Genomic DNA, 20759 nt, shown 5'->3' with positions numbered 1-20759 from the left:
ATTTATCTTACCGCACAGCGGTTTGGTCCGATTTCCATTTCTCTTTGCTTTTCTTCGTCCGGGCTGATTTTACCCATGTTTGTTTCACGAATCTCCTGGTATGCATTTGGCTGCGGTGGCAGATTCTCAGTTACAAGTCTGCGGAACTCAGCTTCGTCTTCGATGTTCAATCCGTGGTTTTTCGCGAATAGTGTACCTAATTTTTCAGATACGCTGCCATCTTCATTCAATTCTTCAATGATCATGAAGTGTGCAGGCAGAACAACAAGCTCATCAGAAAGCTGCTTGTAACGAGTGTAAAGAGAGTTTCTCAGGTCTGCTACCCAGTCTTCAGCTTTACCAGCCAGGTCAGGGCGTCCAATTGAGTCAATGAATAGTATATCCCCAGAAAGAAGATATTTTTCATCTACCACAAAAGAAGTAGAACCGATTGTGTGACCTGGAGTGTATAGTGCATTGATGTCGATGTTTGTTTCACCGATTTTTACATTGTTGCCATCTTCAAGAGACTGATAGCTGAATGTTACTTCATCAGCATCTTTTGGAGGCAGCCAATAAGTTGCACCTGTTGCTTCAGCAATTATTCTTCCGCCGGAAATATGGTCTGCGTGCAGGTGTGTATCGAATACATGCTTGATTTCAACGCCAAGCTCTTTAGCGAAATCAAGATATACATCAGTCATTCTTGTCGCGTCGATCAAAGCAACCTCACCATTTGAAACAACTGCGTAAGATAGGCAGCCTTTACCAATTCGGACGAACTGATACATTGCTCCGCCATCCTTAAGATCGCCAACCTTTACTGGCTCAAGGTGTTCACTCCACGCCTTCATACCGCCTTGAAGATAAGATACTTCACGGCCTGCTTCTTCAAGCATTTCAGCGACCATCACAGAAGAACCTTCTTTAGCACAAACTACAAGGACTTCTTTATCTGTAGGTACTTTATCAAGGATTTCTTCTACTCCGTCAAGAAGATCAAAGTAAGGGATGTTAAGGTACTCGAAGTTTTCTCCTTCGATTTTCCAGTCGTTGAAGTCAGTCTCGTTACGGACATCAAGGATGAAGAATGGTTCTTTATTGAATACTTTTTTCGTTACTTCTTTAGACGTCATTGCTTTCATCATTACTTTACCTCCATGGGTATGATTTTTTCGAAAAAAATTAATTACTGTACTTTTGTTTCAGTTGGGCCATTCCATTCAGACATGCCTGGCACTACATTCCAAACCTTCTCAAAGCCTTTGCCTGAAAGTGCCTGGGATGCCATGTCACTTCTGTTGCCTGTACGGCAAACAACCAGAATTGTTTTGGACTTATCTAGTTCTGCGATACGATTTTCAAGGTCCCCAAAAGGAATAGATACAGCATTTGGAATATGTCCGAAAGCATATTCAGCCGGTTCCCTTACGTCAAGGACAACAACATCCTCATTTGCTTCAAGCTTTTTTACAACATCGTCGTTTGAAACAATGTTTGGATATTTTGTTTCTTCCTGTTCTTCACTTGAACCGCCCTTGCGGATATAGTGTTTAAGAACATCGCCTTCTTCAATCGTTCCGAGGTATTGGTTGCCAGAGCTTTTAGACCAAGCCTGGATATCCGCCCTAGAACCTTTATCCGTTGCGAGCACTTCTAAAACCTCGCCTGGATTTAAATTGTTGATTGCTTTCTTCGTTCTGACAATCGGCATTGGGCATGCAAGCCCTTTTGCGTCGACTGTAAGATTTGTTTTTACAGATTCCATTTGTAGACCTCCAATTTAAAGTATCTATTAGATGAACAGGTTGACGTTTCCGTTTTCTGCATCAGCAAGGTAAGCTGCTACACCAGCAAACTCTACGCCTTCCATGATTTCTTCATGCGTAAGACCAAATAAGTCTACTGTCATTTGGCAGGCAACAAGCTTAACATCCTGTTCTTTTGCCATGTCAATCAAGTCTGGAAGCGGCATTGCATTGTGCTTCTTCATTACATCCTTGATCATTTTCGGTCCAAAACCTGCATAGTTCATTTTTGATAACCCCAATTTGTTCGCGCCTCTTGGCATCATCTTAGCAAACATCTTCTCAATAAAGCCTTTGTCAGCCTGGATTGGCTCATCTTTTCTTAGAGCGTTCAAGCCCCAAAATGTGTGAAAGATTGTCACTTCATGATCATAGGCAGCAGCACCATTAGCAATGATATAAGCAGCCATGACTTTGTCATAATCCCCACTGAATAAAATGATTGTTGTTTTCTTCTGTTCTCCCATTATCTCTCTCCCTCTCGTTAATTACGGTAACGGGTATTTATAACTGTAAAAAAATATTATATCTTTTCTAACGTGATTACGTTGTTAAATACCTTACAGGGTATATATTACGAAAAATTATTACCTTTGTCAACCGTAATTATGAATTTTTTATGACTTTTTATTTCGGGATTTTTATATTGTAAAAAAACAGTGATTTATGTGGATCTTACTATGATATGTTTCTTTCTTGAATTGTTGATTGTAATGTGGGTTTGAATTCGAGTATGAATACTAGGTAGTTTATAAATGAAGAAAATGGCTTTGGTTACATATTATAATAGAAGAAAAAAGTTTTCTGAGATAAGGATAGAAGAAATAATGCAGCGAATATAATAAGAAATAAAGCAGAAACAACTAGAAGAAGTAATAGTGGAATAATAAAAAGAAATAAAAGCCTGGGTTCATATATCTTTATAATTAGCAGATTGTAAAGATTGTGAGCCAGGCTTGATTAATCTTCATCAAGCATCCTATATTTTACACTTTCATCGTAAAGCCCATTTTTCTTGCTCCAAGCCCAGATGATGCCCGCGGAGGCAGTGAATGCGATCATGACCAATAGTAAGATCCAAGCTCCTGGTGCCATTTTTACACCTCCTGTCGTTAAAAATCCTATACTATCGAAATACTCTAACAGAAATCTCCGAAACCGTCCAGAGTATTTTAGGGGTTGTAAAAAAAAGGCTTTGGCATTACAATGTGGTCAAAATTATTTGGGAGGTAAACAAATGGAACATGAATCCCTGGGTTTTTATTTCGATTTTCTTTATTATATCGGAGTCCCTATCCTGATTATCTTCGTCCTTGATACACTGCGCAAAAAGAATAATAAAAAAGAAGAACAAAATTAAATTATCCCCTGCCAGAGCGAAATCTTTTCGCTCTGTTTTTTTTTGGAAAAGTTGTAAATTAACGCGGTTTTTTTCCAGTTTTACAGCAAGTATAAAACAATTGGATAACACTATAAAAAACTTGAATAACTTTATTTCTGTATGGGATGTATCATGTAACATAGCAGATTGTGAAGAAATTGTGAAATTTATGTGTTTATTTTATGAACAAGGGAGTGTCAAAATGTTTACAGACGAAAAATGGAGTTCTTCCAAGAACTGGTTCATCGCTGCTGTCTTCTGGATCATCATCGGCATGAGCATGGGACTTCTTACTGCAACAAAACAAATTTGGCCAGAATTGTTGAACAATCGCTGGTTCACTTACGGGCACGTACGTTCCGCCCACGTTATGCTTGTCATCTATGCATGGTTATCGATGGCATATGTAGGCTCTATGTTCTACATGATCCCAAAGCTAGCTAAAACGAAGGTTTATAGCGAGAAGATGGGAAATTTCGCTCTAGTATTTTATAACATTGTCATTTTGGAAGGTTTCTTCGCATTGTTGTTGGGCCAAACCGAGGTCATCGAATACGGCGAATTCCCATTATGGGTAGATGTTCAGCTTCTTGTCGCAATTGGACTTGTAGCTTATAACCTTTTCAAGACAGTTGGACGCCGCCAGGAAAAAATGCTTTATGTCAGCCTCTGGTATTTCCTTGGTTCATTGCTATGGCTGCCATTGACCTGGATTGTCGGCAACTTCCCGGCACAATGGATTCCAAGCGGGGTACAGCAGGGTCTGATGGGCTGGTTCCTAGGCCATAACGCAATCGGTCTTTGGATGACAACAGTCGGTGTTGGACAGATTTATTACCTGTTGCCTAAATTGACTGGACGTCCGCTTTACAGCCACCAGTTATCCATGATTGGTTTCTGGGCAATCGCAACATTCTATGTTTGGAATGGTCCTCACCACTTGATGAATGGACCGATCCCAGGCTGGATCTCTAAAGCTGGGGTAATTCCTTCTATTGTTCTTTTAATCCCGGTTTGGGCAGTTCTAGCTAACTTCTGGGGAACGATGAAAGGCTCCTGGTCACAGACAAGAACAAGCGTACCGCTTCGTTTTACAGTTGCGGGTACAATTTTCTACCTGTTCGCATGTCTTCAGGGACCATTGCAAGCCCTTCCATCTGTAAGTTCAGTCATTAAGTTCACTCACTGGACTGTCGGGCATGCACATATGGGACCATTCGGTGCGTTCTCTTTCACATCTTTCGCTGCAATCTATTACATCCTGCCTAAGATCGTTGGGCGAGAAATGTTCAGCAAGAGAGCAATGGAAGCTCACTTCTGGTTCTCTACTGTCGGTTTCTTAGTATTCGCATTCTCATTGTGGATTGCAGGCGTTGTCCAAGGATTCGCATGGATCGAAGGCGTTCCATTCCTGCAGACTGTATTGATGATGGAACCTTACGTACAAGGCCGCGCAATCGGTGGAACAATGATGTATGTAGCGCAATTCTTCCTGGCATGGAACATGTATAAAACTATTAAACTTGCAAAACTTGAGAAAAAACAGCAAGCACAGCAGCAAGCTGCTTCTGCTTAAGGAGGAGGGAAAACGTTGGAACGTAAACCATCAGCTGTATTAATCGTTGCTTTAATTCTATGGACTTTCGGTGTAGCCGGAACGGTCATCCTTCCCCTCTTCGACCAGGAAATCAACTCTGCAACTGCGAGCGGTGAGCTCCGCAACTATCAAGAGGATTCCGCTGAAGCAAGAGGAAGAGAAATATATGTACAAAATGGCTGCCAGACTTGCCATACACAATTTGTAAGAGCATTGCCTGCTGATACGAACCAAAACCTTGGTCCTGTAACTAAGGGCGGCGACTACAAATATGATTTACCCCATCTCTTGGGCTCTAACCGTACAGGCCCGGATTTAATGTGGGTTGGCTTGAAATATAACGAAGACTGGCAGCGCCAGCACTTGATTGATCCACAATCAACAAGCCCTGGAACAATCATGCCTTCTTTCGATTATCTATCGAATCAGGAACTTGATGACCTTGTCGCTTACTTAATGAGCCTAAAGCCAACAGAAGAGAGACTGGAAGAATACAAGAAAGAATTGAACGACGCAAAATCAAACTCTAACTAAGCACCATTTTCATAATCATTACCTTAACCCCCCGCGGTTTAAGGTAATGATTTTCTAAAACAGCATTTTAAAGGCAGGTGTAAAAAATGAAAAAAGAATATCAGCAACATGATAGCAAAGAGGCGGATATTGTCTCTGATATTAAAATTGAACACAATAGAGTGCCAAAGCTCCTGGTAGCTGTATTTTATGTTGTCGCGATCTGGGCCATTGGATATGCCATCTTCATGCCTGGTAAGCTAGCAGTCGAACCTGCTGCTGCTCCACAGGATAATAAAGGAGAGCTTATTTTTGAAGGTACGTGCCTGAGCTGCCACGCTACTGGTGCAGCACCTGACCTAAGCGGGGTAACAGATAGGATGCCTGAGGAAGACATTAAAAATGTCATCAAAAAAGGCCGTAACACAATGCCGGCTATCGGTCATCTTTATACCGAAAAAGAAATCGAGTTAGTATATGAATACTTAAAGGATTACAGATAAGGAAAGGGGGATTCTCGTGGGTAAAACTATAACAAGATGGGCATTTTTCATCATTATTTTCACTCTGCCGTTCTGGAACGGCTTCAGAATGGATATCGACAATTCAAAGCTGTTCCTATTCGGCTTCGAATTATCCTATGAAGCTGGCTATCTATTTTTCGTTTTCTTATTCTTGTTCCTGATGGCTTTCCTTGCACTTTCAATGATCGTGTACAGGGCGTTTTGCCAGTATGCATGCCCGCACAATACGTTCAGCATGCTTTTGAACAAGATTGAATCAAAATTAGGTGAGAAAGGCAAAGCAGTAACATTTTTGCTTGCCCTGTTCGTAAGCATCTTCATGGCTTACGCGACAGTAAGTTACTTTTACAACCCGATTACGATCTGGGAATCACTCGTTAACTTTGAAATGAACAAATACTTCTTCCTTGTAACTTCAACTGCTGCCTTATATACAGCTTTATCTTACAAGGCAAGGAACTCATTCTGTAAGGTTTGCCCATACGGACTTGCCCAGGGCATTTCACGTGTAGATGATAAAACACAATGGCTAACACATCCAGGAGTCTGGATTACATGGGGTACAACAACTGCCCTTGTACTAGTCCTGCTTGTTGGATGGTTCTAAAGAAAACCAAAGCGAGGTGAGAACATAAATGAATAAAATCTTGAAACTGTCAGCATTCGCACTACTTTCAATTTCACTTACTGCCTGTTCTGAAGCCGCAGTAAAAGATTCATCACTTGATAACAAAAACGAAAAAGAACTTCCTCCAATCCATGAGGACTATTCTTCTAACTGGTGGAAAGACCAGCCGAACGGAAACGCGGATACCAATATGGATTGGGACGGCGAGGGCTGGATCCTTTCTGCGAACGAAGTTAGTAACGGCATTGCCATCGCTGATATCAAAACCGGCAATCCAGTAAAATACATCCAGAGCGCGGGTACTCCCCACCATGTTCATTTAAATAAAGATCAAAGCTGGGCTTTTGCTACTCAGCGTTATGGAACAAGTGTGTTAGCCATCAACATGGAGACACTTGAGTCACATGATATCGATTTTCCCGGCTTTGACAGCGACCCTGCCCCTCAGCATATGACGTTTTCAAGGGATGGCAAATATGCCTTCACCTCTTTGAACGGCGTTGGCGCAGTTGGAATGATTGATGCTGAAAAAGCTGAACTTGTAAAAGTCTTTAAAGATGTTGGTAAAAAGCCAAGGGATTTGAATGTCACTCCTGACGGCAAAAAGCTGTTCGTCAGCTTACAGGCAGAACCGTTCATTACAGTCATCGACATTGAAACTGGTGATATGAGATACCTCGAAAGAACAGAGACTGATTACGGAAAAGGAACAGGTTCCGGACTGGATATGTCAAACGATGGCAAGCTTGTTGCTGTATCCAATACCGCTGACAATGAAATTGCTATTTATGACGCGAAAACTGAAGAGCTCCTTAAGAAAATTGGAGATATACCTAAACCCGTTAACGTAAGCTTCATGGGTGATACCTACGATTTGGTTACTGGAAATCGTAATGATGGGTCAATCTCAATCATTGATGCAAAAAAATTAAAGTTCATCAAGACTATTAAGACAGGTCCCGGAACAAACATCCCTTATCTTGGTCCAGACGGATACTGGTATACTTCCCAGAATGGTGCAGGCTTCTTGACTGTCCTCGATCCTGAAGACAACTATAAAATCGTAAGGAAAATCTGGGGCGTGCAAAATATCCACTGGCTAAGCTGGAGTCCTGATGGCAGCATGATGTTCGGTTCAAACTGGGGAGATAAAACCCTTACAAAAATCGACCTTACCAAGAAAAAGGACTTCAGACAGACAATACCTGTTGGTTTGAATCCAAATGGAATTGCCATCAAAACGAATGTACCAAAAGATCAAATTTTAGCTAACCAAAAAGGCAATGAGGAAGAAGCGAACAAAATCAAGAAAGCTTCTACTCTTGTGTTCCCGGATGCCAGAAATGTCAATGAAGAAGCATTCCTTGGCACTTGCCTGACTTGCCATGATATCGGACGAATCATGAGGAACAACAGTAAAGGTGCAGAAGCATGGACTTCTGTTGTAGACCGTATGGCTGGGAACGGAGCAAAAATGTCCGATGAACAAAGACAACAAATCATCGACTACCTTGCTACAGACGAGCATAAGTCCCTTTCAATCCAAACTGAGCTTGAAATGGAATTGGCGGAACAAAAGAAGGATAAAGAATAAAAAAGCGTAAGCACCGAATCAAACGCTAGTGCTTGACTAAAAGAAAAACCCTAATGCTTCTTAACAGGAAGCATTAGGATTTTCATCTAAATCTCTTATGAAGTTCCACAATCTTTCATGCAGATTGGACTTGAACTGTTTATCTTTTCTTAACAGGAAGAATGGGCGGTAACGGTCCCTGTCTTTGAAAGGACTGACAATAAGCTGCCTTGAGTGAATCTCAGGACAGATTGCCAGCTTGGAAAAGACAGCGACACCAAGTCCACTTTTCACGCCTTCTTTAATGAGCGTGTTGCTATTGTAAACAAGGACGGATTTCGGCTGGATATTCAAACCTTTCCATAAATCCAGCGTTGCCTGCCTCATCGCACAACCCGGCTCACGGATCAGCCAGGTCATTTCTTCAAGCTTCGCAGGTTCCTGGTTTCCCGGGTCTGCCCTATGCTGTGGAGAAACACCAAGTACGAGCAAGTCATCATAGAATTCATGTGAAATAAAGTCATATCGGCCAGCTTGTCCCTCGACAAGGGCAAGGTCAATATCAGAAGCATAAAGTAAATCCGTAATATGCACAGATGTGCCGATGGTGATCTGAATTTGGTTGCTTGTTATATCAGGATTCAACTTGATGAAATCCTGGACCACCTTTGAGATCAGGCATTCACCGATTGTATTGCTGCAGCCAATCTTGATTGATTGACTTGAGTCCCCTTCTGCCAGAAGATTTTCCAGTTTCTCATTCAATGCGATCAACTGCTGGCCATGTTCATACAATGTTTTGCCAGCCTCTGATAATTTGATTTTGCGATTGGCCCTGATGAACAACTGTTTATTATAATAAGTCTCTAACTGGCTGATTTGATGGCTTACGGCTGGTTGGGAGAGATTCAGCATCTTCCCTGCCTGGGAGAAGCTCTCATATTTAGCCGCAGCAATGAATGTCTTGAGATGTTCCAGATTCAATATGATTGCACCCCTTTATACTATATAATTGGAGGGAATAAAAATGAAAAAGTTAGATGTCATCATTACCGTTGTAGTATTATCTGTATTTATTTTCGGCTTGATGTACTTTACAAAGGATGATTCCGTCACATATCGTGATGTTAAATTCGAAATCGCCTCATTGGCCATTTTATCCACTGTATCCCTGTTCACTTATTTCGGAATCAGAAGAAATTTAGAGCATTAATTCGCATTATACCACACAGGGTTTAAATTGTGAGATAAAAATAATGTTGTAAAGAACCTAGGAGAACTCCTAGGTTTTATTTTTTTCCTTGAAACAGTATACTAGCAATCAAATGATGTAATCTTGATGCATGAACTAAATTTGAAAGTTTTCAACAGTAATTATACAATATATACATAATACCATTAGGGGTATGTTTTTGAAACTCTTAATTAATCCTTAACAAAGACATCAGATTATAGATAACAGAAAAGGAGTGAATATTTTATTATGACTGAAATTGGATTATTCTTTGCTTTTACTGCTGGAATCTTATCATTTTTTTCACCATGTGTGTTCCCGCTTCTCCCTGCTTACATAACACATTTGACTGGCGGGAAGATTGAGGGATCTAAAGTAGCTGTAGATCGTGCAACACTTTTTACCCGTTCATTTGGATTCATTGTCGGTTTTAGCTTAATTTTTATCGTCATGGGTGCCTCTGCATCGTTTCTTGGACAGGTTTTCGCAAATTACCGGACAATCGTGATGCAAATCGCTGGCTTGCTGATCATCATTTTCGGCCTGCAGATGGCCGGCTTGCTGAACATCAAGTTCCTGATGATGGAGAAAAAGGTTCAATCTGAAACAAAACCGAAAGGTGCATTCAGTTCCGTGTTCCTTGGAATGGCTTTCGCGAGCGGATGGTCACCTTGTGTCGGACTTGCACTCTCCTCCATCCTGCTTTTGGCGAGTTCTTCCGATACTTTATACCAGGGAATGTACCTGCTGACTTCTTATTCTCTTGGTATGGCCGTTCCTTTCCTTATCATATCTTTTGTCATTTCTTATTCATTAAAAGCAATCAAGAAGATCAACAAGTATCTTTCTAAGCTTGCACTCGTCAATGGTATGATTATGGTAGGAATGGGCTTCCTGGTCCTTTCAGGGCAAATGCAGAAAATCAGTGCATGGCTATCTGCATACAGCTTATTCGGAGTATAAAGCGAGCTGTATAGCTTACAATTGATGCCAGGCTGTGTAAGGAGTGACCTAACAGGTGAAGAAAGAATTGATTGGCAAAAGTGTACTCGTCGTTGAAGATGACCCTAAAATCCGCACACTTGTTAAGATTTACTTGACAAATGAAGGCTATGAGGTGCTGGAGGCTGACAACGGCATTGTCGCTCAGGAAATGATTGAAAAATATGATCCATGCATCCTTATTCTTGACCTGATGCTCCCCGGCAAAAGCGGTGAGGAGATCTGCCGCTGGGTTCGCAATGACCTGGGAAGCATGATGCCTGTCATTATGCTGACCGCAAAGGCGTCTGAGAAAAGCAGGATTGATGGCTTCAAGCTTGGCGCAGATGATTATGTCGTAAAACCTTTCAGCCCGGCTGAGCTGATGGTCAGGATTGAAGCGGTGTTAAGAAGGACGGCAAGCAGATGCGGAAAACTGACTTTTACAGGGCTTACAATCAAGCCTGCAAAAGGGGAGGCAATGGTTGATGGCGAGCCACTCGATTTGACCAATTTTGAATTCAAGCTTCTTCATATGTTCATGCAGCATCCAGGTCAAATCCTTTCGCGGACACAAATACTCGACACGATCTATGAAAACAACGAAAAAGCCGTTACTGAGCGGACGATTGACGTCCATATCAAGAATCTCCGGGAAAAAATTAAAGAAAAAACGCCCAAAGATTATATCCAGACAGTAAGAGGAATGGGGTATAAATTTGCGGCGAATTAAAAGCATGGCGGATTTGTTACTATCTAAACTTGTGGCAGTCAACAGCGTCGTCATCCTGCTTGTCATCATGCTTGCAGGTATATCCGTGAAAGATTACGCCTGCTTCCTTGTCAATAATCAACAGGTGACTGGGACTCAGCTGGTTGACACATTGAATTCGTTCCTTGTCAAAGTTAGCATCATTGCATTTGTCATTGCCGGGCTTTTGCATTATTTTTCAGTAAAGCGGATCGTGAAACCGGTGAAGACTATGGCGTTTGCCGCCAACCAAATTAAAGAAGGCAAGATCCCTTCGAAAATCGATGTCACTGCGAGCGGTGAATTGGGCGAACTTGTAACGAATTTTAACGCAATGTCTGAGACTCTTTCTGTTGTGCAGACTAGACGGGAAGAAATGTTAAGAGACATCGCCCATGAGTTGAGGACTCCGTTAACGAATATCAACGGCTATCTTGAAGCCCTTCATAACGGTGTATTGCCGGGCGACCGTGAGCTGTTCGGCTCTCTTTTGGAGGAATCCAAGCGGATTACCAGGATTGTCGACCTGATTGCTGAGCTTGACGCGTGGAATAAAGAGGTTTACTTTCTTGAGAAACAGTTTGAAGTAACTGATATTAAACAAGTCATGGCAGAATCACTGGCAGCCTTCCAGCTGAAGTTATCGAACAAATTTGAAATAGTCAATCAGCATATAGAACATGCCCCCATTTTTGGTCATGAAGACGGCTTAAAGCAAGTCCTATCCAATCTGCTGCAGAATATCATCGATTATGATACTGGCGGGAACCTTTCAATCGCTGCACAACCTGATGGTAAGGTTTACAAAATTACTTTTTCCCACCAAGGAAAGTACATTGATCCGGAGATGAAAGAACTCATTTTCGAACGATTTTACAGGCTTGAAGAATCACGCAGCACAAAAGTTGATGGTGCAGGACTCGGGCTTGCTATCGCAAAAAGCATCATTGACGCCCATAAAGGGAATATTGGCGTTAATACAGATGGGCATAATCACACATTTTGGATAACGATTCCAATCCACCGGAATTCTTAATCATTCCTTAACAATACGATCACATACTGGACTGTAAATGATGTTTTCGTACAAAAGGAGCGATTGTGATGGAATTTACGTATTATAATGAAAAACTAATTGGCCAGCTTGAATATGGATTCCTGCCAATATCTCCAAATACGGAGATGGGCTACAGGCCTATGGAGCTGTTCGTATCCTCTTTAACTGGATGCAGCACCTCGGTGCTCGCAAATATTCTCACCAAAAAGAGAATAGACTATAAAAGAATTGACGTACAAGTGTCATCAACGCGGAATCCGGAAGAAGTAAACCGGATTGAACAACTGATTTTCAATGTAAGTGTTCAGACTGATATAGTGAATAAGTCGGATCAAGCGGAGAAGCTTGCCGGACTTGTCCTGAAAAATTGCGGCATGATCCAATCTGTGATCGGAAGTATCGACATCGGTTATCAGATTGAGTTCACGCCAGACCAGCCAAAAAAAGGTGATGTTGCTTGAACTATATAACTTTCGGCAGATTCACGCTGCCAGCAGATTTGCTTGCAGCGTTTGCTGCCATTTTTATCGGAGCCCTGATTTACCGGGCCAGAGAGAAAAAGAGTATCGATGATTGGTATTGGAACAGCTTCTTCCTTTACATTGCGATCTATAAGCTCAGCTATGTAATTTTCAATTTCAAGCTGTTCATTGATACTCCCTTCTCTCTTGTCTACTTTAATGGCGGTACAGAGGGTCAGATTCTTGCATATATCGGAATCGCAATCTATTTATATTGGCTAACAAGGAAAAAGGGCAGCACCATCAAACCGGGGGAGTATCTCCCTGTGTACTTTATATTCTTTTTAGTGTATTGGACAGGGTTATTTGCATTCTCACAGGATTATCTTGCAACTTCTATACAGGCCGTCCTTTTATTAGGCTACATTTTGTTTTTCATCAAAAACATTAAGCTCATTGCTGAGTATGCAATATTGTTTCTCATGCTTGAAGCACTAATACTTAGCCTTTTTTCGGATATGCTCTCATTGGAAAACATTTTGATCTTCGCACTCGGAATTTACTTAATCATTTTTCAGCGATTTAATAAGGAGGAAATTCAGCATTGAATAAAAATCTTTTATCATTTGCGATTTTAGCACTGGCTGTTGTCATTCTTGTCGTGAACATCTGGAAACCAGGATCAACAGAAAGCGAGAAGAATACCACCACAGCTCCAGCAGGCGAATCTGTAGATACAACAGAAGACATCCCAGGCGCGAAGCTTTCTTCGTTGCGTGAAGGCGCTGAAGCACCTGACTTTGAATTGAACACCCTTGATGGAAATACAATCAAGCTATCTGATTACCGTGGCAAAAAAGTGATCCTCAACTTCTGGGCTACATGGTGCCCTCCATGTAAGGCCGAAATGCCGCATATGCAAAATTTCTACGAAGAATACAATGACCAGGGCGTTGAGATCCTTGCAGTCAACCTGACAAATATGGATAAAGGTGAGGATGAAGTCAAAAAATTCGTCGAGGAATATGGTTTAACCTTTACGATTCCTATGGATGAAGATGGGAACGCCGGAACGACCTATCAGGCGTTTACCATCCCAACCAGCTATATCCTTGATGAAAACGGTGTGATTACGAAGAAAATTGTTGGTCCTATGGATGAGAAAATGATGAAGGAACTTACGGGTGTTAAGTAAAAAAGTCGCGGCTATGGCCGTGACTTTTTTTGTTTCTTATTGGACATTTTGGCGCCGCTCCGCCTTCGAAATGTCCATTAAAACCTCTTTCTTGGACATTTTGGTATTGCTTCGCCTTTGAAATGTCCATTAACACCCCTTTATTGGACATTTTGGGACTGCTTCACCTTTGAAATGTCCATTAACACCCCTTTATTGGACATTTTGGCTTTGCTTCGCCTTCGAAATGTCCATTTAACCAAAATTTCTAGGTGCTCAGAATTTTTGATTCTCCATCAGCTTTGAATGTTCCCTTTTCTTTTAAAAATTGCTTAATAATATCAACTGCATGGACACCATGGTAGGTTTTATCTGCTTCAGCGCCTTTAAATAGCTGCTTGCCTGCGCCAGCAATCTTGTATTTCCTCGTCAGATCGATTTCTTGCCCGCCTATGAGCAGCTTTTGAATTCTGTTGCCTTCCGGATTGTATGGCTTGAAGGACATGAATAATCCGGAGGACCTCAGTATATATCCGCCTTTTTGCTTAAACGGGTCTCTTGAGAACACCATCTCCAGATTCTTCTCGAGGGCATTAATCAGGCGCTCTCCCGGCATTTCGAGTGTGAACATTTCCGGGTTCGTCGGGATGATGGTATGCAGGTCATACTCGGTAATATCCCCTGCTGGGAAAGGAGTACCGTACCTCCACCCATGTGAGAATGCCAAATCGCCATCGTAGGCATGGAGATAGGCATCTGTGATCAATTGGTCCATTGGTGCTTCATTCAAGGTCATTCTGTGTAAAATTGACCCGGTTTTACCGATTATATTGCCCCGTTCCTTACCGTATGGCTCTAATATATCAGAAATGATTTCCGCCATTTCCTCATCCTCAGGGAAGCTTTCGTCAATCGCCACTAGTTCGTATCGATAGTCCTCCATCCTTCCGCCTTCAAAGGTAATATCCAGTTTCCCAAGGAATGATGCACTTGAACCAGCCTGAACGACGAGCGTATCATTAACGGTGATCGGCTCTTCTACCCTGTCATGGCTGTGTCCCGACAAGACGATATCAATACCATCTACAAGGGTTGCCAGCTCGACATCAAGAGGGAGTCCCATATGGCTTAATAACACAACAAGATCCACCTGACCCTTTAACTCTTCCACACAATCACGCGTCTCTTCCACGCCTCTTGAGAACGCAAGGCCTTTTGAGAAGCTTTCAGGCATCGTCTCATCGACATATGGATAGGTCAGTCCAATGACACCCACCTTAAGGTCCTCAAACTCCTTGATGATAAATGGCTTCATGAAGGTTTCATTGGTATTCACGTCCTTCACGTTACAAGCGACTGAAGGAAACGGCAAAGCTTCTACCAAAGAAGATAGCTTCTCCTTCCCATAGGCGAAATCCCAGTTTCCAGGGACCCAGCCATCCAGCCCCATTTTTTCCAATGCTGGTAAAATCACTTCGCCTTTCGACGCTACTAAAGGGAGTGTCCCATGAAACAGGTCTCCTCCATCTAGGAATAAAACATTTTCTGCTTGTGATTTAATACCTTTGATATATCTCGCAATCCTCGGAAAGCCTCCTGTATTACGTAGTTCAGGTTTGTTGTTTTTCCAAAAAAGTTCAGGATGGAGTTCCAGGCTCCCATGTGTATCGTTTTGCTGTATAATCGTCAACTTTGTCATAGTATCCTCTCCTCCACTCTTTTAAAGCTATTTCCATAAACGTCCTGATTGGCATGAAGCTTATGGAAAAAGCCTTTTTACCTTATATAAAAAAGGAGTACCTTACATAAGGCACTCCTTTATGGTTGGCCAGCTCCAGCGCCTAGCCCCTCGATCGTTTGTCTAGCTGCGGCTCCTAACTCCTCGAGACGCTTCGGTCCTGCCAGTGAAGTCAAAGAACGACTTCACTGGCAGGACCTCCAGCGCTTGTCGGATTTGGACAGTCGCCTACGCTTTTCGATTTCGGTCCGCCCTTTGAAGTCAAAGAACGACTTCACTGGTCGGCCCTCCAACGATTGTCGGGACTGACCAAGGCGCTTGCGCTTTTCTATTTATCTAACGGCACAACGGTTTGGTCCGATTTCCATTTCTCGCTGTTCTTCGATATCCGGGTCGATTTTACCCATATTCATTTGCCTGATTTCCTGATAGGAATTTGGCTGTGGCGGAAGGTTCTCGGTAACTGTCTTCCTGAACGTATCTTCACTGTCGATTTGCAAACCGTGGTTCTCGGCATACAGGACGCCAAGTTTTTCAGAAATGCTCCCGTCATCATTCATTTCATTGATTCCCATATAGTGAGCTGGCAGGACAAGTAGTTCATCCGCAAGTTCTTTATATCGTTTGTATAAAGTGTTCCTCAAGTCTCCTACCCAGTCCTGAGCCAATCCGGCCAGGTCAGGGCGTCCAATTGAATCGATGAACAGAATGTCACCAGTCAATAAATATTGGTCATCAATGATGAAAGAAGTACTTCCGATTGTATGACCCGGAGAGTACACTGAACGGATTACCGTGTTTCCAACCTTGATTTCATGGCCATCTTGAAGAGGCTCATATTGGAACGTTACTTCTTCAGCATCTTTAGGAGGGAGGTAATATTTAGCTCCCACTTTTTCTGCTAGCTTTCTTCCACCAGAAATGTGGTCAGCATGAAGATGTGTGTCAAGCAGGGCAACAAGCTTGAAGTCCTTTCCTGACATGAAATCTTCATATTGCTCAATCATCCGCGCAGTATCGATAATCGCCGCCTCGCCATTGGATTCAACAAGGTAAGAAAGGCACCCTTTACCAATACGGACAAACTGGTAAAGGGAACCGCCGTCCTTAAGGTCGCCGATTTTCACAGGCTCTAAATGTTCACTCCAGGCTTTCATGCCGCCTTCGATTGAGTAAACATGCGTATAGCCAGCCTCTTCAATTTGCTCGGCAACAAACTCTGACGATCCACCTTTTGCGCATACAACGTAAATCGCCTGGTCTTTAGGCAATACATCCTTTATTGGATCAATACCTTCAAGCAGGTCAAAGTACGGCGTATTATGAACTTTTACATTGCGGCCTTCGATTTTCCAATCATCGAAGTCATCTGTATTTCTTGCATCAATGATAAACAGGTCTTCATGGTTAATGACTTTTTGTGCTATTTCTTTTGCTGAAATTGTCTTTACCATTTGATTCCTCCTGTTTTGGCTTTGATATTTTAGAATGTCAATGTAATGTCTGCGTCGCTGGCGAAGTGCAGGAAGGAAGCAGCTCCACCTACATCGATTCCATCAACAAACTGGTCTTTCTCAAGAGACATTACATCCATTGTCATCTGGCAAGCGATCATTTTCACGCCCATTTCAGCTGCCATTTCAACAAGCTGTTCTACTGGAGGAACGTTTTCTCTTGCGAAACCTTCCTGGAAGTGTTCAGTTCCTGCAGGCATAGGAAGTTGCTTGTGCGCTTCCTTATGGATCAGGTTCAAACCTTCAAACGTGAAGAAGATTCCTACTTCTGCGTCTGTTGCTGCCGCCGCAGTCGCGATATTGAATACTTTGTATGCATCGAACATTCCGCCGTTAGAGGCGATAATAGCTACTTTCATTTTTTGGTTCCTCCTTATTTTTCAACTGTCGTTTCGGTAGGGCCTGTCCAGTCCTTCATTCCCGAAACGACATTAATTGTTTTTTTGAATCCTTTTTCAGACAGCTTCTTGGCTGCCATGTCACTTCTTGAGCCGGAGCGGCAAATGATATATACATCCTCTTCAGGATCCAGTTCATTGAAACGCTGCTCCAACTCCCCAAGTGGAATTGATTTTGCATTCGGGATGTGTCCAAAAGTGTATTCAGCTGATTCCCTGACATCCAGAATCGTTATTTTTTCATTTCCCTCAAGCTTCGCCAGCACGTCTTCAAGTGAAGCTGTGTGCGGATGAGGTGACTCATTGTTTAGTTCTTCTTCACTAGCCTTACGAAGATAGTGTTTAAGCACATCACCTTCAGTTATTGTACCGAGGTATTGATTGCCTGTACTTTCAGCCCAAGCTTTCAGATCTGTCGTAGATCCTTTGTCAGTAGCCTGCACTTCGATGACTTGTCCTGGCTCTAGCTCATTCATGGTTTTCTTTGTTTTGACAATCGGCATCGGGCACGCAAGTCCTTTTGCGTCCAGTACCTTATCCGCAGAAATTGACATAGTAATCCCCCTTCCTACACATTAGTATTTATGAATTCGCGGAATACATACTGCAAATATTCTCCCTAGTTTATATACCCTCTACGGTAAAAACTATGCGTATATTGTAAAAGGATAAAAAAAAAACAAGCAACCATTTTGCCTTGGCTGCTGTTTCATTCTTATTCTTTGCCATAATAGGTATTTGGATAAGGAGGATTGGCGTACCCGTTCCTGCTCAACCATGGAATGTAACTCACTGGGTTCACACTGATTGCATACTTGAACATATTGTTCATCATACTGTCCATCCCCATAAAGGACATATTCATTACCATATACATTGCCTTGATCGTATTGAACTGCGAAAGCTCAACTACATATACGATTCTGTCTGCCATAACTCCAATCTGGCCTTCTGTCCATAAAATCCTGTCAGCCATGAATCCGATTTGATCTTCTGTATATAAAACACCATTAAGGGCCTGGGTAAACGTATCAGCTCCCATTTGTCCCACATACACAATAGCTCTGCTTGTTGCCATTGCGATCACCTCCCAATAGTCAGGATATGTACCCCGGGGAGGATGGTGTCTGGCTATTCAATATCATTGTATTAGCAATTACTTTATAACAAGCAAATCGCAGGGTTGCTCTTCCATTTTATTCAATTCTTCCGTTTACTAAGAGTTGCTTCCATGTCTTACCGCCATCCTCGGATTCGTATAGATCGTTCAGGATGGTGATGAAGGCAATCCGGTCTTCCTGCTCTGGGTCAGCAGCTATATAAGTAATCGGATTGTCATACTTCAGGTTAGGGATAGTGACTTCCTCCCCTGCATTTCGCTCCTCTATTGGAAGTCTGATTAGCTTAATCTCTTCATTCTTTACTGGTGCGATATACAAAGACTCCTTAGAATAGGCTGCGGCGGTAACCATTTGATAATCTCCAGCTCTTTCCATAGTTGTCCCAAAATCATCCGATACAAAAACCCCTTCTCTCGTAGACATCGTTATAGTTCTGCCGTTTTCAGGATGAACCGCGATTATTCCAAGGGAATTTGCATCCAGTCCATTAAGTTCTACAGGTTCCCATGCCCCACCTCTAACTTTGGAGACATATACGCCTCTTTCCAGCTCAGAATTAGGTTCTTCATTAATCAAATATAAGACTTTATCATGATAGCTTGCAGAAAGGAAGTGAAAATCACTTTCTCCGTAAAAAGCTATTTTATCCAATGTATTTCCTTTGTCGGTACTTTTCACAATGCCAAGCGGATTTTTCAGGTCTGAGCCCTCTGCTGGATGGCCGCTTGCAAAAAATCCATCTTGAACAGCCTGAAATCCCATGTAGTCATGTTTTTCATCCGTCGTTTCCAGCCACTCACCATTTTTGAATATCTTCAAACCATGGTGGGAAGCCACATATAGTCCCTCATCATTTCCCGGGTAACCAATCCCATGTATATGTTCAATTTTTTGTGTGGCTGCCTTAATAATAAAATCATTATCTGATTCCGCCTGAGGTTCGTTTTGCTGCTCATTTTTCGAATTGTTTTCTTCAGAAGCAGACTTTTGCAGTTCCTGTCCTTCTTGACCTGAACATCCGGTAAATACAAGCAAGACTGCTGCAAAGAAAGTGATCAATACTAATCTATAGTTAAACATATTACTTCCTCCGTTTCTTTCTCTTTGTTGTCCAATAATAGTAGGAAATTCCGGCCACCGCCACAAAAATTGCCGCCGCAAGCTGGTATTGTGTTTCCCAGCCAAGTACTGTATGAACTGAATACGCCTCAATAAAAAGAGCCGGAATTTTGCCAATAGTACTTGAAATCGCAAAGGCCCGTGTCCCCATCCTGCTGTATGAAGCAGCCAGGGTGACGAGTCCAGATGGCGCGAACGGAAAGAGCCTTAGTAAAATCACTAGCACGAATGCCTCCATGCCATTTGTTTGCTTAAGCCTTTCCAGAACTTTAATCGTTCTTGATGAATCGGTACTGCCACTCAGCTTTTTAAGTCCTTTCCGATACAGAATAAAACTTATGACCGCTCCTAAAGCTTCACCGAGAATAGAGAGCACGAGTCCCCAGACAAATCCGAAGTAAACGATGTTCGCAGCTGTCACAAAAGCACTCGGGACAATACCTGCTATCGCGATCACTATACTGACTACAAGGCTAATGATAATGGCAAGCCAAACCGGCTGGCCAGATAAAGTTTCTAATAATGACATATGCCAGCCTCCAGTCAAATTTCAAAACTTTGTCACTGCTTCTGCTTAGTTTTTGCAAACTGTTCCGGTAAGATTTATGTATACCTGAAAGGAGCTGACCAGGACATGAAAAAACTAACGTTAAGTTTTTTAGGCGCAGCAATGATAGTTGGAGCAAGCACTGCTGCCTTTGCAGAAGAAGGGACAGAAGGTAAAGGTACTTTTAATTTTGGTCAAATGAAGCCGTTAATCGAAAAGATGCACCCAGACTTGTCCGATGAAGAAGTCAAGCAAATGTACAATGATTGCCACGGTACAAACAGTGCCATGCCGAGCAAGAACTTCAATATGATGGACCCTAACCATATGGATATCGTCGACTAATATTTGTAGCCGAAGTGGCCATCAGCAATTTAATAATAAACATTATAGGTTCTGGTTATGAAAGTACCCAGAGCCTTTTCCTTTTTCGAAAAATTATACGTTAAAGTTTTAAAGAGTATAACAAAATTGGTTTAAAACATAAAAAACAACCTGACCAACAGGTTCAGGCTGTGCGTAAAAATTTACGACATTGTATTACCATAACTATGTTGAGAAGGAAGATCCTCTGCTGTATCACCCTGTGAATGCTGGGACGGCAGGTCCGCTACTGTCTGGCCTTCCTGTGAATGCTGGGACGGCAAATCCGCTACTGTCT

General features: G+C 42.2%; 26 protein-coding genes. 14 read left to right on the top strand and 12 right to left on the bottom strand.

Features of this window, described 5'->3' with window-relative positions; genetic code table 11:
• Positions 1-2: 2 nt before the first annotated feature.
• The 4 genes from TY49_RS05335 to TY49_RS25385 all read right to left on the bottom strand — a co-directional run bounded on the left by TY49_RS05335 (position 3) and on the right by TY49_RS25385 (position 2882).
• Positions 3-1124, bottom strand: coding sequence for an MBL fold metallo-hydrolase (locus TY49_RS05335; protein WP_041964903.1), 1122 nt, complete (start codon positions 1122-1124; stop codon positions 3-5).
• Positions 1125-1168: 44 nt separating this feature from the next.
• Complete coding sequence (locus tag TY49_RS05330) at positions 1169-1747, bottom strand: sulfurtransferase TusA family protein (RefSeq protein WP_041964869.1); 579 nt, start codon at positions 1745-1747, stop codon at positions 1169-1171.
• A gap of 27 nt (positions 1748-1774) precedes the next feature.
• Positions 1775-2254, bottom strand: coding sequence for a DsrE/DsrF/DrsH-like family protein (locus tag TY49_RS05325; RefSeq protein ID WP_041964868.1), 480 nt, complete (start codon positions 2252-2254; stop codon positions 1775-1777).
• Between the two features lie 493 nt (positions 2255-2747).
• Positions 2748-2882, bottom strand: coding sequence for a hypothetical protein (locus TY49_RS25385; RefSeq protein WP_023626701.1), 135 nt, complete (start codon positions 2880-2882; stop codon positions 2748-2750).
• A 142-nt stretch (positions 2883-3024) separates the two neighbouring features.
• Here TY49_RS25385 and TY49_RS25380 point away from each other — a divergent pair, with 142 nt between their 5' ends.
• The 6 genes from TY49_RS25380 (at position 3025) to TY49_RS23845 (ending at position 8024) form a co-directional block, all read left to right on the top strand.
• Entirely contained in the window at positions 3025-3147 is a 123-nt protein-coding gene (locus tag TY49_RS25380) for a hypothetical protein (RefSeq protein ID WP_269745711.1), read from the top strand.
• Between the two features lie 223 nt (positions 3148-3370).
• Positions 3371-4744: a cbb3-type cytochrome c oxidase subunit I gene (locus tag TY49_RS05320; RefSeq protein WP_041964867.1), complete on the top strand. Its 1374-nt coding sequence runs from the start codon at positions 3371-3373 to the stop codon at positions 4742-4744.
• Between the two features lie 15 nt (positions 4745-4759).
• Positions 4760-5299, top strand: a complete 540-nt coding sequence (locus tag TY49_RS23850; protein WP_052442096.1) for a cbb3-type cytochrome c oxidase subunit II — start codon at positions 4760-4762, stop codon at positions 5297-5299.
• An 86-nt stretch (positions 5300-5385) separates the two neighbouring features.
• The gene (locus TY49_RS05310; protein WP_041964866.1) at positions 5386-5781 is read left to right on the top strand and encodes a c-type cytochrome; all 396 of its coding nucleotides are present in this window, start codon (positions 5386-5388) and stop codon (positions 5779-5781) included.
• A gap of 16 nt (positions 5782-5797) precedes the next feature.
• Entirely contained in the window at positions 5798-6409 is a 612-nt protein-coding gene (locus tag TY49_RS05305; protein ID WP_041964865.1) for a 4Fe-4S binding protein, read from the top strand.
• 28 nt (positions 6410-6437) lie between these two features.
• On the top strand, positions 6438-8024 hold the full coding sequence (locus TY49_RS23845; protein WP_052442095.1) for a beta-propeller fold lactonase family protein: 1587 nt from the start codon (positions 6438-6440) through the stop codon (positions 8022-8024).
• Between the two features lie 60 nt (positions 8025-8084).
• Here the strand turns inward: TY49_RS23845 and TY49_RS05295 are convergent, their stop codons facing one another.
• Complete coding sequence (locus tag TY49_RS05295; protein ID WP_041964864.1) at positions 8085-8987, bottom strand: LysR family transcriptional regulator; 903 nt, start codon at positions 8985-8987, stop codon at positions 8085-8087.
• 43 nt (positions 8988-9030) lie between these two features.
• Between TY49_RS05295 and TY49_RS05290 the strand changes: the two genes are divergently transcribed.
• The 7 genes from TY49_RS05290 to TY49_RS05260 all read left to right on the top strand — a co-directional run bounded on the left by TY49_RS05290 (position 9031) and on the right by TY49_RS05260 (position 13682).
• Entirely contained in the window at positions 9031-9216 is a 186-nt protein-coding gene (locus TY49_RS05290) for a hypothetical protein (protein ID WP_041964863.1), read from the top strand.
• A 270-nt stretch (positions 9217-9486) separates the two neighbouring features.
• The gene (locus TY49_RS05285) at positions 9487-10200 is read left to right on the top strand and encodes a cytochrome c biogenesis CcdA family protein (RefSeq protein ID WP_084135384.1); all 714 of its coding nucleotides are present in this window, start codon (positions 9487-9489) and stop codon (positions 10198-10200) included.
• A gap of 55 nt (positions 10201-10255) precedes the next feature.
• On the top strand, positions 10256-10951 hold the full coding sequence (locus tag TY49_RS05280) for a response regulator transcription factor (RefSeq protein ID WP_041964862.1): 696 nt from the start codon (positions 10256-10258) through the stop codon (positions 10949-10951).
• On the top strand, positions 10938-12005 hold the full coding sequence (locus TY49_RS05275; protein ID WP_232310386.1) for a HAMP domain-containing sensor histidine kinase: 1068 nt from the start codon (positions 10938-10940) through the stop codon (positions 12003-12005). Before TY49_RS05280 ends, TY49_RS05275 begins: the two co-directional genes overlap by 14 nt.
• Positions 12006-12073: 68 nt before the next feature.
• Positions 12074-12487: an OsmC family protein gene (locus TY49_RS05270; protein ID WP_041964861.1), complete on the top strand. Its 414-nt coding sequence runs from the start codon at positions 12074-12076 to the stop codon at positions 12485-12487.
• On the top strand, positions 12484-13095 hold the full coding sequence (locus TY49_RS05265) for a hypothetical protein (protein WP_041964860.1): 612 nt from the start codon (positions 12484-12486) through the stop codon (positions 13093-13095). Before TY49_RS05270 ends, TY49_RS05265 begins: the two co-directional genes overlap by 4 nt.
• Positions 13092-13682, top strand: a complete 591-nt coding sequence (locus tag TY49_RS05260; RefSeq protein ID WP_041964859.1) for a redoxin domain-containing protein — start codon at positions 13092-13094, stop codon at positions 13680-13682. Before TY49_RS05265 ends, TY49_RS05260 begins: the two co-directional genes overlap by 4 nt.
• Before the next feature lie 247 nt (positions 13683-13929).
• On the opposite strand, the gene TY49_RS05255 is transcribed toward TY49_RS05260, so the two are convergent.
• The 7 genes from TY49_RS05255 to TY49_RS05225 form a co-directional block, all read right to left on the bottom strand.
• Positions 13930-15360, bottom strand: a complete 1431-nt coding sequence (locus TY49_RS05255; protein WP_041964858.1) for a bifunctional metallophosphatase/5'-nucleotidase — start codon at positions 15358-15360, stop codon at positions 13930-13932.
• 371 nt (positions 15361-15731) lie between these two features.
• Entirely contained in the window at positions 15732-16853 is a 1122-nt protein-coding gene (locus TY49_RS05250) for an MBL fold metallo-hydrolase (protein ID WP_041964857.1), read from the bottom strand.
• Positions 16854-16882: 29 nt separating this feature from the next.
• Positions 16883-17272, bottom strand: a complete 390-nt coding sequence (locus tag TY49_RS05245; RefSeq protein WP_041964856.1) for a DsrE/DsrF/DrsH-like family protein — start codon at positions 17270-17272, stop codon at positions 16883-16885.
• 14 nt (positions 17273-17286) lie between these two features.
• Positions 17287-17865 (bottom strand): sulfurtransferase TusA family protein, encoded by a 579-nt coding sequence (locus TY49_RS05240; protein WP_041964855.1) that lies wholly within the window; start codon positions 17863-17865, stop codon positions 17287-17289.
• 161 nt (positions 17866-18026) lie between these two features.
• Positions 18027-18389 carry a hypothetical protein gene (locus tag TY49_RS05235; RefSeq protein WP_041964854.1) on the bottom strand — a complete coding sequence of 121 codons (363 nt, stop codon included), beginning with the start codon at positions 18387-18389 and terminating at the stop codon, positions 18027-18029.
• A gap of 118 nt (positions 18390-18507) precedes the next feature.
• Entirely contained in the window at positions 18508-19512 is a 1005-nt protein-coding gene (locus TY49_RS05230; RefSeq protein WP_041964853.1) for a F510_1955 family glycosylhydrolase, read from the bottom strand.
• A gap of 1 nt (position 19513) precedes the next feature.
• Complete coding sequence (locus TY49_RS05225) at positions 19514-20080, bottom strand: TVP38/TMEM64 family protein (RefSeq protein ID WP_041964852.1); 567 nt, start codon at positions 20078-20080, stop codon at positions 19514-19516.
• Positions 20081-20185: 105 nt separating this feature from the next.
• Here TY49_RS05225 and TY49_RS05220 point away from each other — a divergent pair, with 105 nt between their 5' ends.
• The gene (locus TY49_RS05220) at positions 20186-20443 is read left to right on the top strand and encodes a hypothetical protein (protein WP_198135589.1); all 258 of its coding nucleotides are present in this window, start codon (positions 20186-20188) and stop codon (positions 20441-20443) included.
• Positions 20444-20759 lie beyond the last annotated feature (316 nt).

This window comes from Mesobacillus selenatarsenatis SF-1 (genome assembly GCF_000813125.1).
Taxonomy (GTDB): domain Bacteria; phylum Bacillota; class Bacilli; order Bacillales; family Cytobacillaceae; genus Mesobacillus; species Mesobacillus selenatarsenatis.
Note: the sequence above shows the minus strand (reverse complement) of the source record. Positions and strands in the feature narration are given on the sequence as shown.

Bases quoted from the DNA above. Each gene is read 5' to 3' on its own strand.
- TY49_RS05335 (WP_041964903.1), bottom strand. From the start codon at position 1,124: ATGAAAGCAATGACGTCTAAAGAAGTAACGAAAAAAGTATTCAATAAA.
- TY49_RS05330 (WP_041964869.1), bottom strand. From the start codon at position 1,747: ATGGAATCTGTAAAAACAAATCTTACAGTCGACGCAAAAGGGCTTGCA.
- TY49_RS05325 (WP_041964868.1), bottom strand. From the start codon at position 2,254: ATGGGAGAACAGAAGAAAACAACAATCATTTTATTCAGTGGGGATTAT.
- TY49_RS25385 (WP_023626701.1), bottom strand. From the start codon at position 2,882: ATGGCACCAGGAGCTTGGATCTTACTATTGGTCATGATCGCATTCACT.
- TY49_RS25380 (WP_269745711.1), top strand. From the start codon at position 3,025: ATGGAACATGAATCCCTGGGTTTTTATTTCGATTTTCTTTATTATATC.
- TY49_RS05320 (WP_041964867.1), top strand. From the start codon at position 3,371: ATGTTTACAGACGAAAAATGGAGTTCTTCCAAGAACTGGTTCATCGCT.
- TY49_RS05310 (WP_041964866.1), top strand. From the start codon at position 5,386: ATGAAAAAAGAATATCAGCAACATGATAGCAAAGAGGCGGATATTGTC.
- TY49_RS23845 (WP_052442095.1), top strand. From the start codon at position 6,438: ATGAATAAAATCTTGAAACTGTCAGCATTCGCACTACTTTCAATTTCA.
- TY49_RS05290 (WP_041964863.1), top strand. From the start codon at position 9,031: ATGAAAAAGTTAGATGTCATCATTACCGTTGTAGTATTATCTGTATTT.
- TY49_RS05285 (WP_084135384.1), top strand. From the start codon at position 9,487: ATGACTGAAATTGGATTATTCTTTGCTTTTACTGCTGGAATCTTATCA.
- TY49_RS05270 (WP_041964861.1), top strand. From the start codon at position 12,074: ATGGAATTTACGTATTATAATGAAAAACTAATTGGCCAGCTTGAATAT.
- TY49_RS05255 (WP_041964858.1), bottom strand. From the start codon at position 15,360: ATGACAAAGTTGACGATTATACAGCAAAACGATACACATGGGAGCCTG.
- TY49_RS05250 (WP_041964857.1), bottom strand. From the start codon at position 16,853: ATGGTAAAGACAATTTCAGCAAAAGAAATAGCACAAAAAGTCATTAAC.
- TY49_RS05245 (WP_041964856.1), bottom strand. From the start codon at position 17,272: ATGAAAGTAGCTATTATCGCCTCTAACGGCGGAATGTTCGATGCATAC.
- TY49_RS05240 (WP_041964855.1), bottom strand. From the start codon at position 17,865: ATGTCAATTTCTGCGGATAAGGTACTGGACGCAAAAGGACTTGCGTGC.
- TY49_RS05235 (WP_041964854.1), bottom strand. From the start codon at position 18,389: ATGGCAACAAGCAGAGCTATTGTGTATGTGGGACAAATGGGAGCTGAT.
- TY49_RS05230 (WP_041964853.1), bottom strand. From the start codon at position 19,512: ATGTTTAACTATAGATTAGTATTGATCACTTTCTTTGCAGCAGTCTTG.
- TY49_RS05225 (WP_041964852.1), bottom strand. From the start codon at position 20,080: ATGTCATTATTAGAAACTTTATCTGGCCAGCCGGTTTGGCTTGCCATT.
- TY49_RS05220 (WP_198135589.1), top strand. From the start codon at position 20,186: ATGAAAAAACTAACGTTAAGTTTTTTAGGCGCAGCAATGATAGTTGGA.